This is a genomic window from Jezberella sp. (assembly GCF_964834465.1).
Map to the genome: position 1 here is coordinate 26,672 of NZ_CBAZRM010000007.1, position 21,857 is coordinate 48,528.

The window sequence follows — 21,857 nt, forward strand, 5'->3', positions numbered from 1 at the left end:
ATGAACATCAATGAACAATACCAACGTCTAGATCAATATATCGACGCTCATTTCGACGAGCAGGTTAGCTTTTTGCAGCAGCTTATCCGCGTGCCGACGGACACCCCCCCTGGTAACAATACCCCGCATGCGTTGCGCACACGCGAGCTACTGGCAGCGCTTGGTTTTGAGGCGCAAGCCCACGAAGTGCCTGATGCGACCGTTAAAGCCTATGGCTTGCAGTCGATTACCAATTTGGTGGTGCGTCGCCGATACCAGGAGGGGGGAAAGATCATTGCGCTCAATGCCCACGGCGATGTCGTGCCACCTGGGGATGGATGGACGCACGACCCGTATGGCGCCGAGGTCGTTGACGGCAAGCTCTATGGCCGCGCAACAGCGGTTAGCAAGTCAGACTTTTCGACGTTTACGTTTGCGACCAGAGCTCTCGAGGCCTTAGGTGTCTCGTTATCAGGTGGCGTCGACCTGTTGTTTACGTATGACGAAGAGTTCGGGGGTGAGCTTGGCCCAAAGTGGTTATTGCAGCACCATTTGACGAAGCCAGACTTGGAAATCGCAGCAGGTTTTAGCTATGAGGTGATCACCGCGCATAATGGCTGCCTGCAAATGGAAGTGACAGTAAGCGGCAAAATGGGTCACGCGGCTGTCCCGCAGACAGGGATAGACGCTTTGCAAGCGGCGACTCGGGTATTGGTTGCTCTTTACGATGAAAATGCCCGTTTAGGTCAGCGCAAAAGCGCTGTTAAAGGGATTAACGTTGGCTACATCAACGTCGGACAAATCATGGGCGGTACCAATACAAACGTGATTCCTGGGCAAGTCGTCTTAAAGATCGACCGCAGAATGATCCCTGAAGAAAACCCAGGCGAGGTCGAAGCCCGTTTGTGCGAGATCATCGAGACGGCAGCCACAACGCTAGCGGGTGTGACGGTCAGCATGAAGCGACTGTTGCTGGCAAATGCGATGCAACCCTTGCCAGGCGTTGAGCTGTTATCTGGCCCACTATGCGCCCACGCGACAGCACTGTTTGGACAGCCCGTTGAGGCGTCAGGCACACCGCTATATACCGACGCGCGCTTGTTTAGCGAACGAGGCATTCCTGCCGTGATTTATGGGGCTGGGCCCAGAACGGTCGCCGAATCCAATGCCAAAGGTGCTGATGAACATCTCGTGCTCGAAGATCTGCGGCGTGCTACAAAAGTGATTGCCAGAACCTTGCTGGATCTTCTAAAAGCATAAGCTACCCTCATGGCAACACCAGCCACTGCCGCATCGAAAGCGACTTCCTCCAATGGAAGTGTCATTGTTTTATTGGCACTCGCCGCCTTTGCGAGCTCAAGTGCGTTTCGAGTCTGTGATCCATTGTTGCCTTTGCTGGCGCATGAGTTTGATGTTGGGTTGACAGAGGCGTCTTATGTGGTGACCTCGTTCTCTGTGGCGTATGGGTTTTTGCAATTTTTCTACGGCCCGATTGCTGATCGCTACGGCAAATTTCGAACGCTTTCTTGCGCCACCTTGGGTTGTGCGATCGGGAGCTTGATGGTTGCCATGGCACCGAGTTTGCAAATGATGGTGATTGGCCGGTTTCTTGCCGGGGCCACCGCGGCAGGTATTGTCCCCCTGTCGATGGCGTGGATTGGTGATCATGTGCCCTATGAGCAACGACAAACGACTTTGGCGCAGTTCATCACCGGCACAATTTTTGGGGTGTCGCTTGGCCAGCTGATGGGGGGCGTTTTCGCTGATACGTTGGGTTGGCGGGCAGCGTTCTACTTCTTGGCCACAATCTATGTGATCGTTGGGTTGCTGTTGCTGAGTCGATTGAAAACAGTGCCCGAAAAAAAACCAACGCCTGGCCAAGATACTTCGTTGTTTGGCCCCATCAAACAGGTGCTTAGCATTCCTTGGGCACGTGTCATTTTATTCACCGTGTTTACCGAAGGGGCCGTTGTTTTTGGTTCGCTTGCGTTTTTACCCTCGTATCTGCAGAAGCATCATGGGGTGTCGACATCAACTGCAGGCATCATCGGCGGTATGTTCGCCATTGGCGCACTGATTTACGTGTTTCGTTCGAATGCACTAGTCAAGCGGTTCGGTGAGCGCAAGATGGCGCAGTTGGGTGGGTTGGTCATGGCCATCGCATTTACCTGCTTCTGGGCGTCAAGCGCTTGGCCTTTCGCCGCACTTGGCACGGTTTTGCTCGGCTTCGGATTCTACCTGTTGCATGCGGTGTTGCAGACGAACGCGACGCAAATGGCCCCTGCTGTGCGAGGGACCGCCGTCTCTTTGTTTGCGTCCAGCCTTTTTATGGGTCAGTCGATCGGCGTTTCTTTAGACGCCTGGATCGGAGACAGCTTTGGCTTGGTGTGGGTCTTTGTGCTCGCCGCCATCGCTATTCCGTCGCTTGCACTGCTGTTCGCTCAGGCCTTGTTGAGCAGACGAGCAGCTGCTGGCGCAAAATAAGTCAGGATGCCGTCTGCACCGGCGCGTTTGAAACCCAGTAGAGACTCCATCATGACTTTGTCGAGATCGAGCCATCCGTTGGCTGCGGCTGCTTGCAACATGGCATATTCACCACTGACTTGATAGGCAAATGTTGGCACTCTGAAGGCATCTTTGACACGGCGCAAGACATCCAGGTAAGGCATGCCGGGCTTGACCATCACCATATCAGCACCTTCCTGCAAATCAGCAGCGACCTCTCTCAATGCCTCATCGATATTGCCCGGATCCATCTGGTAAGCCATTTTGTTGGATTTACCTAGGTTTGTCGCCGAGCCCACTGCATCTCTGAATGGGCCGTAAAAAGCACTGGCGTATTTGGCTGAGTAAGCCATGATCCGCGTGTTAATGAGGGATTCTGACTCAAGCATATGACGAATCGCACCAATCCGGCCATCCATCATATCGCTCGGTGCCAAAATATCGACACCCGCTTGTGCTTGCACTCTCGCTTGCTGGACGAGGATATCCTTGGTGATGTCGTTCAGTACATAACCGTTATCATCAATGACACCATCTTGGCCGTGGCTGGTGTAGGGGTCGAGTGCGACGTCGGTCAGGATACCGAGCTCAGGAAACCGCTTTTTTAACGCCGACACGACCCGAGGGATCAAGCCGCTTTGATTCAACGCTTCTGACCCGTCTGGTGTTTTGAGTGATGGCTCAATCACCGGAAACAGGGCCATCACTGGAATGCCCAGCTTGACGCAATCTTCAGCAATTGGCAACAGGGTATCCAACGAATACCTCAAAATACCTGGCATGGAGCCCACTTGCTGCTCAACGCCTGTTCCTTCGGTCACAAAAACAGGATAAATCAGGTCATTTACGGTAAGTGTGTGCTCACGGACTAAACGTCTTGTGAAATCATCTCGACGTAAACGACGAGGGCGATTGATGGGGTAATCTGCAAGAATAATGTGGGGAGTTGTCATGGCACCACCTGAGGAGAAATCCAGTTTTCGATTTGTTGTGTTGCTTCTTCCAGCCCGATTCGGGCGGTTGCTGAAAACGGTACCGCGTTCAGGGCACCGATGTCAGCCAATTCTTTCTTCACCGCAAAAACGGCCTTAATCCGTTGTCCGTAGGGGAATTTATCGGCTTTGGTTAACAAGGTCATGACAGGCCTACCCGTTGGAGCAATCCAATTCGCTAGTCGGCGATCCAAGTCGGTGACCCCTCGACGAATGTCGATTAACAGCACAATGCCGGCCAATGAGGGGCGATCGGCGAGGTAGCCACCAAGAATGTCTGCCCACTCTTCTCGCGCGCGCTGCGCAATTGAGGCGTAACCATAGCCAGGCAAGTCCACCAGAAAACCGAGTTGACTGTTCTCGGGATCCAGCGGGTCTGGCATGCCGAACATATTGATCAAACGAGTTCGGCCGGGCGTTTTACTTGAGAACGCGAGGCGCTTCTGGTTGGCAAGCACGTTGATCGCGGTTGATTTGCCCACATTCGATCTGCCAACGAAACAGACCTCAGGTGGACCAGCCAACGGCAATTGATCTAACCGGGCAGCAGAGGTAAAGAAAGAGGCACGATGGAGAATGGACACAATTAACCAATAACAGGGATCAACCCGTATTGTATAATCAGAGGCTTAATTCTACGTAATATCGAGATTACGGTCGTCGAGGTCTTCAATGAAGCATTTGCTGTCCCGGCTCTTATTTGCCAGCGTTGCACTGGTTGGTGCGTGTTCAGTCAGTACTGTCGTACTCGCCGCTGACGTCGTTGGCCCCGCTAAACCTGATGTTGCCAAGGGTGCAAAACTCTTCAATGAAGGCGACCCATCCCGAGGTGTGGTGGCCTGTGTGTCATGCCATGGTACCGGTGGCAATAGTGTGTTGCCCGCCAATCCCAACTTGTCTGCACAATCACACGAATATCTGGCCAAGCAGTTAAGTAATTTCAAAGTGCAACCAGGTGCCGAGCTGGCGGTTCGTCGTGGCGCTGAAGGCGCTCCATCCGTGATGGCAGCGATGGTTGGCCCGTTGACTGCCGAAGACATGCAAAACCTTGCTGGTTATCTGTCGCAACAAAAGCTAACAGGCCCGGCCACGGCAACGAACCCTAAGCTTGTTGAACAAGGCCAGACGATTTGGCGTGCTGGCGTGCCTGAGCGTAATATTCCAGCTTGTGCGGGTTGTCACTCGCCGACTGGTGCCGGCATCCCTGCGCAGTATCCGCGCTTAAGTGGTCAGTATCCGGATTACATCGCCACGCAATTGAATTACTTTAGAGCGGGCTATCGTACGGCGAATATGATGAATGCCGTGGCTGGTCGGATGAATGATGCAGACATCAAAGCAGTATCTGATTACGCAGCGGGTTTGCGCTAAAACACCAAGCAGATCATTATTTACTTGCCGCCATCAATGGCTAGGCTTGATTCAAAAAAAGGGGCGTCGTAAAGACACCCCTTTTTTCTTCACGACGCAGCAATCGACAACATGAGCTCAGCTGAGACCGCACTAAAGTCACCGGTGACATCACCGCGAGACAACTTGTTCGTGCGATTCATTGAGTTGCTCAGTTCAATGCGATTTTCCATTAGCTTGTTGATGTTCATTTGCCTCGCAAGTGTGATTGGCACCGTTTTGCCGCAGAGTCGGCCAGCAGCCAACTACGTCGATATGTTCGGCCCGTTCTGGTACGAAGTGTTAGATAAATTTTCACTCTGGCATATCTACAACAGTGCGTGGTTCTTGGTCACCATGGCATTTCTGGTGACATCGACGAGCTTATGTCTGATTCGCAACACGCCCAAGATGTTGAAGGACGCTCGGTCCTTTCGCGAAAATATCCGTGCCTCTAGTCTGAAGTCGTTTCACCACAAGATCGATCTTGAGACGTCCCGCGATCTACAAGACTCGGCGCGAGTGACACAGCGCTGGCTGCACAAGCAGGGATACGCAGTGAAGGTGCGGCAAGAGACTGGCGCATTGTTGTTGGCGGCAAAAAAAGGCAGTGGAAATCGACTGGGCTATATCTTTGCTCACGCATCCATTGTCATTATCTGTGTCGGTGGCTTGTTGGATAGTGAGCTACCCACCCGGCTGCAAATCATGTTGATGGGTAAAACGCCCATCGTTGAAAATATGTTGATTGCCAACGTGCCATCGCAAGGCCGTCTGTCAGTGGATAACCCAAGCTATCGCGCAAATGTCTTGGTGCCTGAGGGTTCAGAGCGAAGCAGCGCGATCATCAACGTTGACGATGGTGCACTGGTGCAACCTTTGCCGTTCACGCTTAAATTGAAAAAATTCAACGTGGATTTTTATTCAACGGGCATGCCGAGTCGCTTTGCCAGTCAGGTTGAGGTGACTGATCCAGAAAATGGTAAAACATTCGAAACAACCATCGAAGTCAACGAACCACTGCGCTATCGAGGGGTGACTGTTTACCAATCGAGTTTTGATGATGGTGGAAGCTCGGTGGCGTTGTTGGGTTATCCCCTCAGTGGTAGCGCCAATCTGACGTTTGATGTCCAAGGCAAAGTAGGCGATGCGACGGACGTCGCACTGGGCTCTACGGGCAAGCAGGTTAAAGTTGAAATCACAAAACTGCGGCCTTTTAACGTTGAAGATTTTACAAGCGGTGATCCCGTTGGTCAGACCGCTTTTATTGATCATGTCGCGTCAGTAACGGGTAGTGCAGCGGGTAAAAAAAATAAAAATCTCCACAACGTTGGGCCAAGCGTTGAATATCGAATCATCGATCAAAACGGGCAAGCGACCCTGTTTCATAACTATATGGCCCCGGTTGAACTCGATGGGTTACCCGTCATTCTGATTGGCGTCAATGAAGGGGGTGGGTTTCGCTACTTACGTATACCTGCCGATGCCGATGGCACCGTCGGTGAGTTCATGAGCCTGCGTGCGACGCTTGCTGACCCAGCCGCCCGAAGGCTGGCCGTCGATCGCTTTGTCAAATCCTATCGTGCCTCTGAGGCAGATCAGCAAGCGCTGAGGCTGTCGGCAGAACGTGCGATTGATACTTTTGAAACGGGTGGGTTGCAAGCGATATCAAAATTTCTAGAAACTAATGTACCGTTAGCTGAACAGGAGAGAGCCGCAGATGTGGTCATTCGTTTGCTGGGATCGACGATTGCCGAGTTGCGCAATATTGCCCGAGAGCGGCTGGGTTTGTCAGCAGTGAGTCAGTCCTCACCTGATGACATGAATCGTGCTGTTGACTGGTCAAGGGCAGCGGTGGCGGCATTATCAGACCTCAAGCTATATCCGTCGGCCATGTTGCTGACATTAAAAAGTTTTGAGCAAGTGCAGGCAAGCGTGTTTCAAGTTTCTAGGACCCCAGGTAAAAACATCGTCTATTTAGGTTGTTTGCTGCTCGTCATCGGCGTCTTCACCATGTTTTTTGTACAAGACCGGCGGATTTGGATATGGCTCAAATCATCAGAAACCTTAACGGGGACTCGGGTGTTAGCAGCGATGACTTCGCAGAAGCGTACACTTGACTTCAATCGTGAATTTGACCGCTTCAAACTGGCGTTGAGCCGTCTAGGCTCGCTCGAAGGTAAAGATCCATCATGAGTAACTCTTCCGGGGCAAATGCCCAAGTCATTGATCTCACCAACGATTGGGATGCGTTATCCGATACCGGTGATGCACGCCCCTCACGAACCCTTCCTAACTGGTACGACATCATCTTTTTTATGGTGCTCGCCATTGGCGCAGGCTTGGTGCTTGACCGCTTCAGTCAGGCGATGGATTATTACGAGCAGGTGATCTTGTGCTGCGCAGTCCCAGTCCTGACTTGGATCGGATGGTTGTGGCGGCCGATTCGTCTGTTGATGATTGCGGTCGGCTTGGCGGCGGGGTTGGCGATTTGGCTCTACCACGGTGATCTTGGTCGTGCCGAAACGGTATTCTTGTTGAAGTACCTTTTTTCGTCGCAGTCTGCCATTCTCTGGATGTGTTCCTTATTCGTTTTGGCAACCGTCTGTTATTGGATCGGATTTGCCAGCCCCACCGCCGCATGGCTAGGTACGGCGTTGACCTGGGGCGCTGTGTTTTTAGGGACCACCGGGATGTTGGTTCGCTGGCGCGAGGGGCATCTGATGGGTGCCGACATCGGGCATATCCCCGTCAGCAATCTTTATGAAGTTTTTGTGCTTTTCTCGTTGATCACGGCATTGTTTTATTTGTTTTTCGAACGACGCTACAACACGAGAACCTTGGGCGGCTTTGTGCTCTTGGTGATCACCTCTGCCGTGATTTTTCTGCTTTGGTATTCGTTTAGCCGAGATGCTGCGCAGATACAACCGCTGGTGCCTGCCCTCAAGAGCTGGTGGATGAAAATCCACGTGCCAGCAAATTTCATTGGTTATGGCACATTTTCGTTGGCCGCGATGGTGGCGTTTGCCTACCTCATTAAAGAACATGGGCGCACGAGGTCATGGCTTAAGCTGATGCCCCTGTTTATTCTAGGGGTATTACTCTGTATCGAACCCATGGTTTTTCGTACGCAAGGCGTATCAGCGACGTGGATGCTGTATTTTGGTTTCGGCGCCATGATTGTTGCGGCTATTTTGTTTTTCCGGCGGTCGATTGCAGACCGTTTGCCGTCTCTTGAAGTCCTTGACGATATTATGTATCGGTCTATCGCGATCGGCTTCGCCTTCTTTACCGTTGCGACTATTTTGGGGGCACTCTGGGCCGCCGATGCGTGGGGCGCTTATTGGCAGTGGGATCCTAAAGAGACGTGGGCCTTAATTGTCTGGCTCAATTATGCAGCATGGTTGCATTTGCGGCTGATGAAAGGGCTTCGCGGCACCATGGCGGCCTACTGGGCACTGATTGGGCTGTTGGTGACGGGGTTTGCCTTTCTGGGTGTCAACATGTTCTTGTCTGGGTTGCACTCTTACGGAGCCATCTGATTGGTGACACCACCACGACCACCAGCCAAACCTTGGGTGGTGCTGACAGCAACGACATTTGTTCAGGCCCTCGTTGCCATGGCGTTGATGACCTTGCCGGTGGTCGCCCCCGCAGTTGCCAAAGATATTGGGGTTTCTACCGCCTATCTCGGGGTATACGTCGCGACGGTTTATATCGGAGCCATGATTGCCAGCCTGCTCGGTAGCGCAGCAGTCAAGCGTTGGGGGGCAATTCGTTTGAGTCAGATGGGGTTGTGTGTTGACGCCCTGGGTCTGTTTCTCTGTGCCGTCCCCAATCCCATTTGTTTGTTGATCGGTGCGCTGTTAATCGGGTTGGGATATGGGCCGATTACTCCGGCCAGTTCTCACTTGCTCATTAAAACAACACCTGCCAACCAGCTGTCCTTCGTGTTCTCGATCAAGCAGACGGGTGTGCCACTTGGCGGGATGGTGGCGGGCGCTCTGATTCCTTCGATGACTATTTGGATCGGTTGGCAGTGGTCATTTATCACATCGGGGATTGCCTGTGCGGTGTGTGCCTATGCTGTGCAACCCTTGCGCGATGAACTCGACGATGATCGCGATCCCAAGGCAAGATTCTCGGTGGTGGCAAGTTTGGTCAATCCTTTAAGACTGGTTCTGGGCCTTCGCGTACTTCGCTTGCTAGCGGCCTGTTCTTTTTTATTCGCCATTTGTCAGATGTCCTTAATGGCCTACTTGGTCACGTTTCTATACGAAGACCTGCACTGGGGCCTGGTCGCGGCCGGTGCTGCACTCACGTTGGCCCAAGCAGCAGGGGTAAGTGGTCGTATTCTATGGGGGTTTATTTCTGACAACTGGCGCGGACCCATCGTGATGCTGATCGTCATCGCCCTTTTGCTGTTGGTTGCAGCGCTGGCCACGCCGCTGTTGACTGAGCAGACGTCAAACTGGTTTCTGTTTCCGTTACTGATCGTATTCGGTGCCACGGCAATTGGCTGGAATGGTGTCTTCCTCGCAGAAGTTGCCCGTCAGGCACCTGCTGGACAAACCAGTATGGCAACGGGGGGGTCGCTATGCATTACGTTTTTGGGTATTGTGATGGGGCCATCCCTGTTTGGCGTTTTAGCCGGTGCCCTGCATAGTTATGGCGCAGGTTATGGCTTTCTCGCTGTGCCAGCGCTGGTGACCTTGTCTATACTAGTGATGCTCTACCGATATCCCAGTTCGTCCAACTAAACCTATAAACCTAAGCGATTCGCTGCGAACATGAAGACTTTTTTTCACCCCGATCAGAATCTCCATCACCCTCAGACGTACTTGTCACGCGGCAAAATGCGGGTGCCTCAAGAAATCCCGTTACGTAGCGCTCGTATTCTCGACGGTATTGCACAATTGGGTTTGCCTGTTGAGCAGCCGAAGGATTTTGGTGTTGAGCCTTTGCTCGCCGTGCACGATGCAGGTTATTTGAAATTTCTTGAAACTGCCCATGCCCGTTGGGTTGAGACAGGGCCCGATTGGGGGGATGAGGTGATCTCCAATGTTTTCATCCGCGAAGGCAATCCTTTGCGTGGCATCATGGCAGAGGCAGCAATGTACCTGGCCGATGGTAGTTGCCCCGTTGGGGCACAAACTTGGCTGGCCTCTTATTGGTCAGCGCAATCTGCTGTCGCCGGTGCTCAGGCCATCCTAGAAGGTGACCAGAAAGCTTATGCGTTGTGCCGTCCTCCGGGCCACCATGCCCGTCTGGATGCTGCCGGCGGGTTCTGTTATGTCAATAATGCCGCCGTTGCCGCTCAATATTTAAAACAGAAATATGCACGTGTTGCAATTCTGGATACAGACGTTCATCACGGGCAGGGCATCCAAGATATTTTCTATGAACGCGATGATGTGCTTTATGTTTCGACCCATGCAGATCCGACCAATTTTTATCCGGTCGTGGCAGGTTTTGACGATGAGATGGGTGTTGGCGCAGGCAAAGGCTTTAATGTCAACTTGCCGATCCCACATGGCTCAAGCGAGCAGGTCTTTTTTAATAAGGTCAACGCGGCGTTTGCAGCGCTAAAAGACTTCAAGCCAGACGTGCTTGTGATGTCTCTCGGTTTTGATGTGTACGAAGAAGATCCGCAATCCAAGGTCGCCGTGACGACCGAAGGCTTTAATCGACTGGGTAAATTGATTGCGGGTTTGAGCCTGCCGACCTTGGTGGTGCAAGAAGGGGGCTACCATTACGACTCGCTGGCTGCGAATACGGTTAGCTTTTTCTCTGGTTTGCTTGGGCGGTAATCGTTCGCCACGCTGAGGACGACGAGCTGCGCTGCAGCATTGCAGCGCAGATGAACAGGGTCAATCGCTTACGGTAGGCAGCTCTCACCCCGGATCAGATCAGCAAAGGTTTCGCGCTGCTTGATCACGTGATATTGATTGCCATCCACCATGACCTCGGCGGGGCGGGGGCGACTGTTGTAGTGGCCTGCCATGACAAAGCCGTAGGCACCGGCAGATTCGATGGCGATAACATCGCCTTGCATCAGGGCGAGATCTCTTTCTTTCGCCAGCCAGTCAGCGCTTTCACAAACCGGCCCCACAATATCGTATCGGGTAGTGGCCGTCTCGCGCGCCACTATCGGCAAGACCCCGTGCCAGGCTTGATAAAGCGCTGGGCGGATGAGGTCATTCATCCCTGCGTCGACAATCGCGAAATTACGGCTTTCAGTGAGCTTCAAATACTCAACCGTCGTGAGTAGCACCCCCGCATTGCCGACCAAGGACCGACCGGGCTCTAGCACCAGTTGCAGATGTTCGAACCCTTTTACTTTCAGTTCGGCGAAGACTTGATCCAAGAGGATCTTGGGTGCCAAGGGCGTTTCATCATCGTAACGAATGCCAAGGCCACCCCCTAGGTCAAGGTGATGTAGTTTGATACCTGCTTGATCCAGTTGCCCAATCAGTTTGAGTAGTTTATCGAGCGCATCCAGGTAAGGACCGACTTCGGTGATCTGAGATCCAATGTGGCAATCAACACCAATGACGTTAATGCCAGGCAGAGCGGCCGCACGCAAATACGCATCCAACGCTTCTTCGATGGCAATACCGAATTTGTTTTCTTTTAAGCCGGTAGAGATGTAAGGGTGCGTCTTTGCGTCGACATCGGGATTGACACGCAACGAGACCGCAGCGACGTGCCCCATTGCCGTGGCCACAGCGGACAAGCGATCAAGCTCAGGTAGCGACTCAACATTGAAGCACTTGACGCCAGCGGTTAAGGCAGCCTGCATTTCCCAGACTTGTTTGCCTACCCCTGAAAACACAATCTTGGCGGGATCTGCCCCAACCGAGAGCACCCGCGCTAACTCGCCACCAGAGACGATGTCAAAACCGCTGCCCATTTTGGCGAACTCATTGAGCACGGCGAGGTTAGAGTTGGCTTTCATCCCGAAGCACACCAGTGCGTCGTGACCACTCGTTGCCTTCGAATAGTTGGCCCAGGCCATCTTGAGTGCTGCGCGAGAGTAGACATATAGCGGGGTGCCAAGCACTTTTGCCAACTCAGCGAGTGCCACACCCTCGGCAAATAGCTGTGAACCTTGATAATGAAAATGCGGTGTCCCAGCGGGGACACTGACAGAAGGCAGATGGGTAGTCATCAAAGGATATTGCGCTTATTCAATCACGATGGGTGGAGGGGTCAGTGGCACGGGCACCATGAAGAGCGGGCCAATGGGATCCTGGTCATCCCAAACCTCTTGGTCTGAGTCGACAGCAGGCGGAACCTTGACATAATCGGGCGGTGTCCACGTACGATCAATCGGTGGTTTCTTCGGGGCATACGGGGGTGCGATGTAAAGCGGCATTTTCAGGCCACAGCCCGAAATGCCAGCGACAAGTCCCAGCATCGCTACAATGCGAATAATCCTGCGGTGGTAAGTAAAAACCATCAAAACAAACTCCGTCATGCCCGAAGGTACATTATGACTGAAACCGAATTTCTTGACCGAGTCGCCACTTTACTCAATGCTATCGAGTCTCAAGCAGACCATTGGTTCGAAACGCTAGACCTTGACGTTGAAACACGTCGTCAAGGTAATGTACTGAATCTCATCTTTGATAACGGACATCAAATTGTCATCAACAGCCAAGCACCACTGATGGAAATGTGGCTTGCGGCACCGAGTGGCGGGTTTCATTACCGCTTTGACGGCACTCACTGGAAAGACACACGCGGTGGCCTCGACTTACATGAAGCACTGTCCTCGGTTTGCAGTGAGGCCGCGGGGCGCCCGTTGATCGTCAGCCTCTAACCCGATTCCTTCGTTGAAAGCACGCAGCTCAATCTTATTGCCCTGGGCGATAAGGTGAGTTGCCTGAACCCAAATTGTTTAAGAAATCACCCAGCGAGTCTTGTCCTGTCACAGGTGGCATCGCCACGCCTTGTTGACCCTGAGGGCCATCCAGACCAACGCGAGTGACTGTCTCACCAGGGGGGAATTCGCTTAAATATAAGTTTCCACCCTCAGCGATGATGCCATCTGGTGCTGGGGCACGCTTCTGCTCAGGGTAGTCTTTCAAGGCAGACATCATATAGCCAGCCCAGATCGGCAGTGCTGCGCCACCGCCGGTCTCGCCAGAACCCAACGATTTAGGTTTGTCGAAGCCCATCCAGGCAATCCCGACGAGCTGCGGCATATAGCCAGCAAACCAAGCATCCACTGAGTCGTTCGTGGTGCCCGTCTTACCTGAAATATCATTGCGCTTAAGAATTTGCCGCGCTTTGGCTGCGGTCCCAACCGTCGCGTTGTTGCGCAATAAATCATCGATGATGTAGATCGTCCGTGCGTCAACCGTTCGGATTGCGGTGTCTCCTGCGATGACAGGTTTGGCCTGCATCAACACTTGCCCGTTGGCATCGGTCACATGGTCGATGAGATAGGGCGTGACACGATAACCACCATTTGCGAATACTGAGTAAGCACTCGCTAACTGCATTGGGGTTACTTCACCTGCACCCAGTGCCATGGGCAGATAGGCAGGATGACGCGACTTATCGAATCCAAAACGTGTGATGTACTCTTGTGCGTATTGCGGGCCGACTAACTGCAGAATACGAATCGACACCATGTTCTTTGATTTGGCCAATGCATCACGCATCGTCAGCATGTCTTCGTACTGGTTGCCATAATTTTTGGGTGTCCAGGGTTTGGATCCCGTTTGCGCGGCTGACAACTCAAAGGGCTGATCTGAAATCAGCGTCATGGGTGTCAAGCCTTTTTCAATGGACGAGGCATAAATAAACGGTTTGAACGACGAGCCTGGTTGCCGCCACGCTTGAGTGACCCGATTAAAGTTGCCATGATAAAAATCGAAACCCCCGACCATCGCACGCAACGCACCGTCTTGCGGTCTCATGGCGACAAAGGCGGCTTGCACGGTCGGGGGGTTTAAGATTTCCCAATAGTCTGCAGTCTTGTGTAAATGAACCACTGAGCCTCGTTGTAAACGCTGATCCGCTAGCGCCCTGGGGTTCAAAGCGCGCTGGATAACCCCCAGCGCCTTCTTCTCTTTGATCGAGATAATGTCAGACGAACTGCGGGCAACACGGACTTCATCTGGCTTTGCAGAGAGTACGACGCCGGTCAGCATATCCGTGCGATCAGGATGTTTTTCGATCACACCATCCAAAAACTCATCAAACTTAGCCGCGTTGTTTTCTATGCCAGGAGGAATGTCGACGGTGTCTTCAGGCCCAGGATAAGGTGCCCGTCGTGTGTAATCGATGATCCCTTCGCGCAAAGATTGGTATGCGGCTTCCTGATCTTTGGCAACGATCGTGGTGTAGACATTTAAACCACGTGAATACAGATTATCCGGATAGGACGAAGCCATCAGCTGGCGAGCGAGTTCAGCAACATATTCGGCATGCACTGCGTACCCGCCGGCAGGCGTCCCTTCGGCCGATTTCAGGACGATGGCCTGGTCCATTGCGGTTTTATATTCGGCATCGTTCAAATACCCGAGACCGTGCATACGACCCAGCACGTAATGTTGCCGGATGATGGCCCGAGGCTTGTTTGCGATGGGATTAAACCGAGATGGTGCCTTGGGGATACCCGCAAGTAACGCCGCTTCAGCTGGCGTAATATCAGCGAGGTTTTTACCCAAGTAAGCGCGCGAGGCTGCCGCAAAACCGTAGGCACGGTTACCCAAATAGATTTGGTTCAGATACAACTCGAGAATTTGATCTTTGGATAAACTGGCTTCAATCTTGAACGTCAGAAGCAACTCGTAGAATTTACGCGAATACGTTTTTTCAGATGACAAATAAAAATTGCGTGCCACCTGCATCGTGATGGTGCTTGCCCCCTGCGTTTTTGACATCGACAAGAGGTTGGTTAAACCGGCTCGGATCACACCCACCCAATCAATCCCGCCGTGTTGATAGAAGCGATCATCTTCGGCAGAAAGCACGGCTGCTTTCATGACGTCTGGGATTTCAGCAAAATGCAACACGTTGCGTCGCTCTTCGCCAAACTCGCCGATCATGACTTTGTCTGCGCTATAAATGCGCAACGGCACCCGCGGGCGGTAATCTGTCATCGCAGTTAAGTCAGGCAGGTTGGGCCAGGCAAGTGACAACGCCATCGCGCCGAGTAGCAAGCCGCAGAGCGCAAGACCCAGCCCTAGAATGCTTAACTTGAGGAGAAAATTGAGGATGAACGAGCCGCCCGATTTACGTTCGGGTTGGTTGTCATCGTCATCGTAATTGTCAGAGTATTTATCCATTGCCGAGTATTTTAATGGTTTTGCAGGGGTTGTCCTGACGATTTGCGCAGTAATGGGATAATGTCATTATGAATGAAGCAGATTCGCAACCCCTTTCTCCTGACGATGCCAGCTCGGCTCACACGCATGAGCCATTGCCTGCCCAGCTGCGCACCCAAGTATCTGAGCTGCCGGCTGCGCAACCGCGAGAAAGTTTGGTCGACCTGCTGGGTCATGATCATCCGGTTTTCCTGGTTGGCATGATGGGTGCAGGAAAAACCACCGTCGGCAAGCATTTGGCGAAAGTATTGCACCGAGAGTTTGTCGACCTGGATCATGAGCTCGAGGCCCGATGTGGTGTGCGCATTCCCACCATCTTTGAGTTCGAAGGCGAAGAAGGGTTCCGTAAAAGAGAGTGTCAAGTACTGGATGAGTGCACCCAAACCCCCGGTATTGTGCTGGCAACGGGAGGCGGTGCGGTCCTGGCACCGGCGAATCGGCAACGCCTGAAAGCCCGTGGCGTCGTTGTGTACCTTTGTGCAGGCGTCGATGAACTGTTTCGGCGTACGAGCCGCGATCGCAACCGCCCGCTGCTGGCAACCCCTGATCCTAAAGGCACGTTGCGAACCTTACTTGAGCAAAGAGAACCTCTTTACCGAGAAGTGGCCGACCTTGTCATTGAGACGGGAACAACCAGTGTGAGTCATCTGGTGACCGTGGTGATTGACCAATTAAAAGCCAGTCCGAAATTTGCTCGGCTGCCAGAAAACGAGAACCCACCATGCATACCGTGAACGTGACCACCTCGGGTGGACATTATCCTATCCACATCGCGCCGGGCAGGCTCGATCTCTTGTCGCAATCGGTGCCGGCAGATGCCACCAGTATCGTATTGGTGACTAACCCGACGATAGACGCGTTGCTGGGTCAGCGGGTGATGGTCGAGTTGAGCAAAGCGGGTAAGAAAATTATCCAGGTCAATTTACCTGATGGTGAAGCGTTTAAGACCCTTGAAACCTTGGATCTGATCTTTGACCGCATGCTTGAGGCAAAACTCGATCGACGCACGGTTATGGTTGCCTTGGGCGGCGGCGTGATCGGGGATATGGCAGGGTTTGCCGCCGCGACCTACATGCGCGGCGTGCGGTTTGTTCAAGTCCCGACGACGCTGTTGGCGCAAGTCGATTCCTCTGTCGGCGGTAAAACAGCGGTCAATCACCCGCACGGTAAAAACATGATTGGGGCATTTTACCAACCGATTGCCGTCGAAATTGATACGGATGTATTAAAGACATTGCCAGAGCGAGAATTGTCCGCGGGCTTGGCCGAAGTCATCAAATACGGTCTCATCATGGACAAAGATTTTTTTGCTTGGTGCGAGCAACAGGTCACAGGGCTGCGTGAGCGCGATCCTGACCTGTTGGCGACCGCGATTCGACGCTCTTGCGAATTCAAGGCCTATGTTGTCTCAAAAGATGAACGCGAGACTGGCATGCGGGCGCACCTGAATTTAGGTCACACCTTTGGTCACGCGATTGAGGCTGGATTAGGCTACGGGCAATGGTTGCACGGTGAAGCCGTCGGTTGCGGTTTGCTCATGGCGGCTGATTTATCTGCGGAAGTGTTTGGGTTCGATCGTGCAGATGTTGAGCGGGTGAGAGCGCTGGTGCAGGCGATTGGTTGCCCCACGGTTGCTCCCCGGTTGGGTGGCATTGAGCAATGGATGTCTTTGATGCTTGGTGACAAAAAGGCCGAAGCGGGTGAGATACAGTACATTTTGATGCCGCGCTTGGGCGAGGCGGTGCGCACGAAGGCAGACCCAGCGCTGGTCGCTAAAGTCATTGCCCGCAATACCGCTTAATTGACGATCAAAAAAGGGCGTTTCATGTCAGTACTTGCCGGTTACGCCTGTCATCCAGAGCGCACGAAAGGTCGGCGACATCCTGAGCCCTCGCCCAGCAACCGAAGCGAATTTCAACGGGATCGTGACCGTATCATTCACGCGAATGCGTTCAGGCGTCTCGAATACAAAACTCAGGTTTTTATTAACCACGAAGGCGATTTATTTCGCACCCGATTAACGCACTCGCTCGAAGTGGCGCAGATTGCTCGGGTGCTAGCGCGCAACCTTCAGCTCAATGAAGATCTGACCGAAGCGATTGCCTTGGCCCACGATCTTGGTCACACCCCGTTCGGCCACGCGGGGCAAGACGAGCTCAATGCCTGCATGCGCGAGTTTGTGCCAAACGCAGGAGGTTTCGAACACAACCTGCAGAGCTTGCGTGTGGTGGATGAACTCGAAGAGCGCTATGCCGCCTTCAATGGATTGAACTTGTGTTTTGAGACGCGCGAAGGGGTGCTCAAGCATTGTTCTATCGCACATGCCCAACGGCTGGGCGATGTTGGTCAGCGGTTCATTGACAAGACGCAACCGTCGCTTGAGGCGCAAATTGCCAATTTGGCCGATGAGATCGCCTACAACAACCATGATATTGATGATGGGCTAAGGTCAGGATTGTTGACGCTAGAACAGTTGCTTGGCGTCCCAATCTTTGCACGACACTATCAAAAGGTACGGGTGGCATGGCCCACCATTGCCTTGCGCCGGGCGATTTCTGAAACGATTCGAAGCATGATCAACACCCTGATCATGGACGTCGGTCAGACCACAGCCGCACGTTTACAAAAGGCTGCCCCGCAGGATGTGGATCACGCGCGCCGCTGTGGCGAGTTGGTGGCTTTTTCTACTGAAATTCGGGCAGAAGCGAATGCTTTGAAAAAGTTCTTGTTTGATCATCTCTATCGACATTACAAAGTGCTTCGGATGACCACTAAGGCACGCGCGATCGTGCGCGAGTTATTCAGTGCGTTTATCCACGAGCCAAAGTTGCTGCCACCTGATTACCGACGCGAAGACGATGCCGCGCAAGGCAGGGCTGTCGCCGACTACATCGCCGGTATGACGGATCGATATGCGATACGAGAGCATGCACAGTTATTCAAAATGGGCGAACATTTTTAGGTATCTGTTGTCAAAATCCTTTGCAACCGATACTGTCTTGCCACGGGAGTAAATCCTAAATGAAACTTACCTTTGCATTCGCTTCACCGTCCGCCATGATGTTTATTACGCGCTTTGTACTCGCCGCGACGGCCGTTAGCCTGGCGACCAACGCATCAGCGCAAGCGAGACCACCTGATCAACTATCTATTGTGCAATTCTGTAACGCGCAAGGGTTCAAATGTCAGCTGAGGTTCGTGGATTCTCATCGAGGCGAAGATGTTGTGGCCTTGTCCCAGGCTTATCTGACGCGCTCGGGTGATTCGATGCTGGGGCCGAAAATATCGATGCAAGCCAATTGCTCTCCTGGATGGGTAGCTTCAGTGACTGCGCAGGAAGGCACCATATCCTCTGGCGGCGTGGTGTCTGGTAACGCAACGGTTTGCGGTTATCCCGATCCGGTTGCCGCCCTCAAAGCTGCTTTGCAAGCGTGTGATACCCAGACACCAGGTGTCTGTAAAAATGCCAACCATATCCGTGCGGTTTGGGGTCAATGGAACGGTGTCACCGCAAGCCGCCGGTTAATCGAACCGGGTCGTCCCTACGATCCGCTCAGCTATCCAGACGGGCAGCAATGCAGCTCTACCGTCCCGATTTACTCAACCTCGACTTGCTTGCCTGAGGCCGTTCATCCGCTCAAAGAAGCTGGCGTGAAATAACGGCGGGCAAACTACCTTGACAAGACGCGTTTCAAGTAATGTCCCGTATGGCTTGTCGGGGTAGCAGCAATTTTTTCTGGTGTCCCCTCTGCCACGACCAGGCCGCCGCCATCCCCGCCTTCAGGGCCCATGTCAATCACCCAATCTGCGGTCTTGATGACATCAAGGTTGTGTTCAATGACCACCACCGTGTTGCCCGCCTCGACGAGTTGATTTAATACCTTCAGTAACAATGCGATATCGTGAAAATGCAGGCCTGTCGTGGGTTCATCCAAAATATAGAGCGTACGCCCGGTGCCTCGTTTGGATAACTCAAGCGAAAGCTTGACCCGTTGCGCTTCGCCCCCAGAGAGCGTGGTCGCGCTCTGCCCCAGCCGCAGATAGGATAAACCGACGTCAATCAAGGTTTGCAGCTTGCGTGCGACGATAGGGACAGCATCAAAATACACCAGTGCCTGCTCGACCGTTAACGATAAAACCTCGTGGATGTTGCGACCCCGGTAACGGATTTCGAGCGTCTCGCGGTTGTAACGCTTTCCTTGGCAGACATCACAAGGTACATACATGTCGGGCAGAAAATGCATCTCGACTTTCACCACCCCATCGCCTTGACAAGCTTCACAACGTCCACCCTTGACGTTGAAACTGAAACGCCCGACGTCGTAGCCGCGCGCCCGCGCTTCAGGGACGCCCGCAAATAATTCGCGGATCGGTGTGAACAACCCAGTGTAGGTCGCCGGATTGCTGCGCGGCGTGCGCCCGATCGCGCTTTGATCCACGTTGATGATTTTGTCGATGTGCTCTAAACCACGGATCGTCTCATAAGGCGCGTGTTCTGCTTGCGAATGATGTAGCGCTCGCGCGACGACGACTGCTAGCGTGTCATTAATCAGCGTCGATTTACCCGAGCCGGAGACACCCGTCACGCACACCAATTTGCCAAGCGGTAGCTTAAGGTCGACAGATTTCAAATTGTTGCCAGTTGCACCAGTCAGTTCGATCCAAGCTTGCTCGTCCTTGATCTCGCGCCTTGTTGGTACCTCGATCTGTCGAGTACCAGACATATATTGACCTGTCAGCGAGTCCGGATTCGCTTCGATATCTTCGGGGGTGCCTTCGGCGACGATTTGACCACCGTGCTCACCAGCGCCTGGCCCCATGTCAACGACCCAATCTGCTTGTCGGATCATGTCTTCATCATGTTCGACCACAATCACGCTATTGCCAAGATTGCGCAAATGCTGCAGGGTTGCGATCAGTCTGTCGTTATCGCGCTGATGCAAACCGATGGACGGTTCGTCAAGCACATACATGACGCCCGTCAGGCCCGAGCCTATTTGGCTCGCCAATCGGATACGTTGCGCTTCACCACCCGAGATCGTGTCTGCGCTTCGATCCAGCGACAGATAGTTCAAACCGACGTTGTTTAAAAAGGTCAGCCGGGAGGCAATTTCTTGCACAATTCGATCTGCGATTTCTTTTCGCGCACCTGTGAGCTGCAGATCTTTAAACCACTGTAAGCATTTAGAGAGCGGCAGTGCCTCGACCTCATAGATACCCAAACCGCGTTCTTGCCAGCCTGTTGCCGCTGGGCTGTCAGCCATGGCTTTCGGGGTGGCGATCACTTCGTCGCCTATTCGTACATGGCGTGCCTCGGCTCTGAGTCGAGAACCTTGACAATCTGGACAGGTCTGGACCGCTCTGCATTTGCTGAGTTCTTCGCGCACCACCGAGGAGTCCGTCTCAAGCCATCGCCGAGTCAGGTTGGGAATAATCCCTTCAAACGGGTGGCGTTTTACCGTGCTGTGCCCCTTTTCATTCAAATAGAAGAAAGGGATCTCGACTGGGCCAGAACCGAAGAGAATAATCTCTCGGATCCCTTCCGGGATTTGATCCCAAGGCGTTTCAATATCGAACTCATAATGCGTAGCCAAGCTCGATAGCATGGAGAAAGTAAACGCATTGCGTTTGTCCCAACCTCGGATAGCACCAGACCCCAAGCTGAGCTCGGGGAAGGCGACCACGCGCTTTGGATCAAAATAACCGACATGACCAATCCCGTCACAGCTCGGGCAGGCCCCGACAGGATTGTTAAAGCTAAAGAGGCGAGGTTCAAGCTCTGGCAGACTATGACTGCAAACGGGACAAGCGTAACGGCTGGAGAAGAGATGCTCTGTATTGTTATCCATGTCCAGAGCGATCACCCGGCCCTGAGATAAATTGAGAGCGGTCTCGAAACTTTCGGCTAATCGTTGCTTACTTTCTGGCTTGATCCGAACGCGATCGATGACAACATCAATGTCATGTTTCTCGTTTTTATTGATGACGGGCAGTGAATCAAGATCTACCATCGCGCCATCCACGCGCAGCCGGACAAAGCCTTGCGCCTGCAGGCTTGCGACTTCGTCTTCGAACCCACCTTTTTTCGTGCGTGCCATGGGCGCCAGGATAGCCAACCTGCGCTCGCCGGGCCAGGCCATCACGCTATCCACCATTTGACTGATGTTTTGGGCTGCAAGCGGCAAACCATGCGAAGGGCAGTAAGGGATGCCTACCCTGGCATATAGCAGGCGCAAATAGTCGTGTATCTCAGTGATGGTGCCGACAGTTGAACGTGGATTATGTCCGGCCGCTTTTTGCTCAATGGAGATGGCTGGCGACAGACCTTCGATCAAATCAACGTCGGGCTTGTCCATCAATTGCAGAAATTGCCTGGCATAGGCAGATAAGCTCTCGACGTAACGTCGCTGACCTTCCGCGTACAGCGTATCAAAAGCGAGCGAGGATTTGCCTGAGCCCGACAAACCCGTCACGACGACTAATTGATGGCGTGGGAGGGTAAGCGAAACATTCTTGAGGTTGTGGGTGCGAGCACCCCGAATGCGGATTTCGTCCATAGAGTCTGATTGATCGCATTTGTGACGGGCAACTTGGTACTATAACGTGCTTGGTCATAGCGCATGTGACGACCCACACTGTTCGCTGAAGA

Annotated in this window: 18 protein-coding genes; 12 read left to right on the plus strand and 6 right to left on the minus strand. The window is 53.0% G+C overall.

The features are described 5' to 3' along the window. Together AC1W8Y_RS06750 and AC1W8Y_RS06755 are read left to right on the plus strand one after the other, a co-directional pair. Nucleotides 1–1,239, plus strand: coding sequence for a M20/M25/M40 family metallo-hydrolase (locus AC1W8Y_RS06750; protein WP_482013707.1), 1,239 nt, complete (start codon nucleotides 1–3; stop codon nucleotides 1,237–1,239). Nucleotides 1,240–1,248: 9 nt separating this feature from the next. Continuing rightward, nucleotides 1,249–2,463 carry an MFS transporter gene (locus AC1W8Y_RS06755; RefSeq protein ID WP_482013708.1) on the plus strand — a complete coding sequence of 405 codons (1,215 nt, stop codon included), beginning with the start codon at nucleotides 1,249–1,251 and terminating at the stop codon, nucleotides 2,461–2,463. Here AC1W8Y_RS06755 and hemB read toward each other — a convergent pair. Continuing rightward, on the minus strand, nucleotides 2,421–3,437 hold the full coding sequence (gene hemB / locus AC1W8Y_RS06760) for a porphobilinogen synthase (RefSeq protein ID WP_482013709.1): 1,017 nt from the start codon (nucleotides 3,435–3,437) through the stop codon (nucleotides 2,421–2,423). The two genes, AC1W8Y_RS06755 and hemB, sit on opposite strands and share 43 nt — an antisense overlap. Then, nucleotides 3,434–4,060, minus strand: coding sequence for a ribosome biogenesis GTP-binding protein YihA/YsxC (gene yihA, locus AC1W8Y_RS06765; RefSeq protein WP_482013710.1), 627 nt, complete (start codon nucleotides 4,058–4,060; stop codon nucleotides 3,434–3,436). The genes hemB and yihA overlap by 4 nt, the downstream gene beginning before the upstream one ends. Nucleotides 4,061–4,148: 88 nt before the next feature. Between yihA and AC1W8Y_RS06770 the strand changes: the two genes are divergently transcribed. From AC1W8Y_RS06770 to AC1W8Y_RS06790, 5 genes are all read left to right on the plus strand, one after another. Next, on the plus strand, nucleotides 4,149–4,847 hold the full coding sequence (locus tag AC1W8Y_RS06770; protein WP_482013711.1) for a c-type cytochrome: 699 nt from the start codon (nucleotides 4,149–4,151) through the stop codon (nucleotides 4,845–4,847). Between the two features lie 198 nt (nucleotides 4,848–5,045). After that, nucleotides 5,046–7,061, plus strand: a complete 2,016-nt coding sequence (locus tag AC1W8Y_RS06775; RefSeq protein WP_482013712.1) for a cytochrome c biogenesis protein ResB — start codon at nucleotides 5,046–5,048, stop codon at nucleotides 7,059–7,061. Then, nucleotides 7,058–8,407 carry a c-type cytochrome biogenesis protein CcsB gene (gene ccsB, locus AC1W8Y_RS06780; RefSeq protein WP_482013713.1) on the plus strand — a complete coding sequence of 450 codons (1,350 nt, stop codon included), beginning with the start codon at nucleotides 7,058–7,060 and terminating at the stop codon, nucleotides 8,405–8,407. Before AC1W8Y_RS06775 ends, ccsB begins: the two co-directional genes overlap by 4 nt. A gap of 3 nt (nucleotides 8,408–8,410) precedes the next feature. Next, nucleotides 8,411–9,625, plus strand: coding sequence for an MFS transporter (locus AC1W8Y_RS06785; protein ID WP_482013714.1), 1,215 nt, complete (start codon nucleotides 8,411–8,413; stop codon nucleotides 9,623–9,625). Nucleotides 9,626–9,655: 30 nt separating this feature from the next. Then, on the plus strand, nucleotides 9,656–10,675 hold the full coding sequence (locus AC1W8Y_RS06790) for a histone deacetylase family protein (protein WP_482013715.1): 1,020 nt from the start codon (nucleotides 9,656–9,658) through the stop codon (nucleotides 10,673–10,675). Nucleotides 10,676–10,743: 68 nt separating this feature from the next. Here the strand turns inward: AC1W8Y_RS06790 and lysA are convergent, their stop codons facing one another. Then, entirely contained in the window at nucleotides 10,744–12,036 is a 1,293-nt protein-coding gene (gene lysA / locus AC1W8Y_RS06795) for a diaminopimelate decarboxylase (protein ID WP_482013716.1), read from the minus strand. Nucleotides 12,037–12,051: 15 nt separating this feature from the next. Next, nucleotides 12,052–12,327 (minus strand): LptM family lipoprotein, encoded by a 276-nt coding sequence (locus AC1W8Y_RS06800; RefSeq protein WP_482013717.1) that lies wholly within the window; start codon nucleotides 12,325–12,327, stop codon nucleotides 12,052–12,054. A gap of 33 nt (nucleotides 12,328–12,360) precedes the next feature. Between AC1W8Y_RS06800 and cyaY the strand changes: the two genes are divergently transcribed. Continuing rightward, the gene (gene cyaY, locus AC1W8Y_RS06805) at nucleotides 12,361–12,690 is read left to right on the plus strand and encodes an iron donor protein CyaY (RefSeq protein WP_482013718.1); all 330 of its coding nucleotides are present in this window, start codon (nucleotides 12,361–12,363) and stop codon (nucleotides 12,688–12,690) included. Nucleotides 12,691–12,724: 34 nt separating this feature from the next. Here cyaY and AC1W8Y_RS06810 read toward each other — a convergent pair whose 3' ends face one another. Then, nucleotides 12,725–15,169, minus strand: coding sequence for a penicillin-binding protein 1A (locus AC1W8Y_RS06810; protein ID WP_482013719.1), 2,445 nt, complete (start codon nucleotides 15,167–15,169; stop codon nucleotides 12,725–12,727). Between the two features lie 68 nt (nucleotides 15,170–15,237). Here AC1W8Y_RS06810 and AC1W8Y_RS06815 point away from each other — a divergent pair, with 68 nt between their 5' ends. The 4 genes from AC1W8Y_RS06815 to AC1W8Y_RS06830 are packed head-to-tail and all read left to right on the plus strand — an operon-like array spanning nucleotide 15,238 to nucleotide 18,868. Continuing rightward, nucleotides 15,238–15,942: a shikimate kinase gene (locus AC1W8Y_RS06815; protein WP_482013720.1), complete on the plus strand. Its 705-nt coding sequence runs from the start codon at nucleotides 15,238–15,240 to the stop codon at nucleotides 15,940–15,942. After that, on the plus strand, nucleotides 15,930–17,009 hold the full coding sequence (gene aroB / locus AC1W8Y_RS06820; RefSeq protein ID WP_482013721.1) for a 3-dehydroquinate synthase: 1,080 nt from the start codon (nucleotides 15,930–15,932) through the stop codon (nucleotides 17,007–17,009). The genes AC1W8Y_RS06815 and aroB overlap by 13 nt, the downstream gene beginning before the upstream one ends. A gap of 24 nt (nucleotides 17,010–17,033) precedes the next feature. Continuing rightward, a complete protein-coding gene (locus AC1W8Y_RS06825) occupies nucleotides 17,034–18,170 on the plus strand; it encodes a deoxyguanosinetriphosphate triphosphohydrolase (protein ID WP_482013722.1) in 1,137 nt (378 codons plus the stop codon). Nucleotides 18,171–18,229: 59 nt separating this feature from the next. Then, nucleotides 18,230–18,868 (plus strand): hypothetical protein, encoded by a 639-nt coding sequence (locus tag AC1W8Y_RS06830; RefSeq protein ID WP_482013723.1) that lies wholly within the window; start codon nucleotides 18,230–18,232, stop codon nucleotides 18,866–18,868. A gap of 11 nt (nucleotides 18,869–18,879) precedes the next feature. On the opposite strand, the gene uvrA is transcribed toward AC1W8Y_RS06830, so the two are convergent. Continuing rightward, nucleotides 18,880–21,765 (minus strand): excinuclease ABC subunit UvrA, encoded by a 2,886-nt coding sequence (uvrA, locus tag AC1W8Y_RS06835; RefSeq protein WP_482013724.1) that lies wholly within the window; start codon nucleotides 21,763–21,765, stop codon nucleotides 18,880–18,882. Nucleotides 21,766–21,857 lie beyond the last annotated feature (92 nt).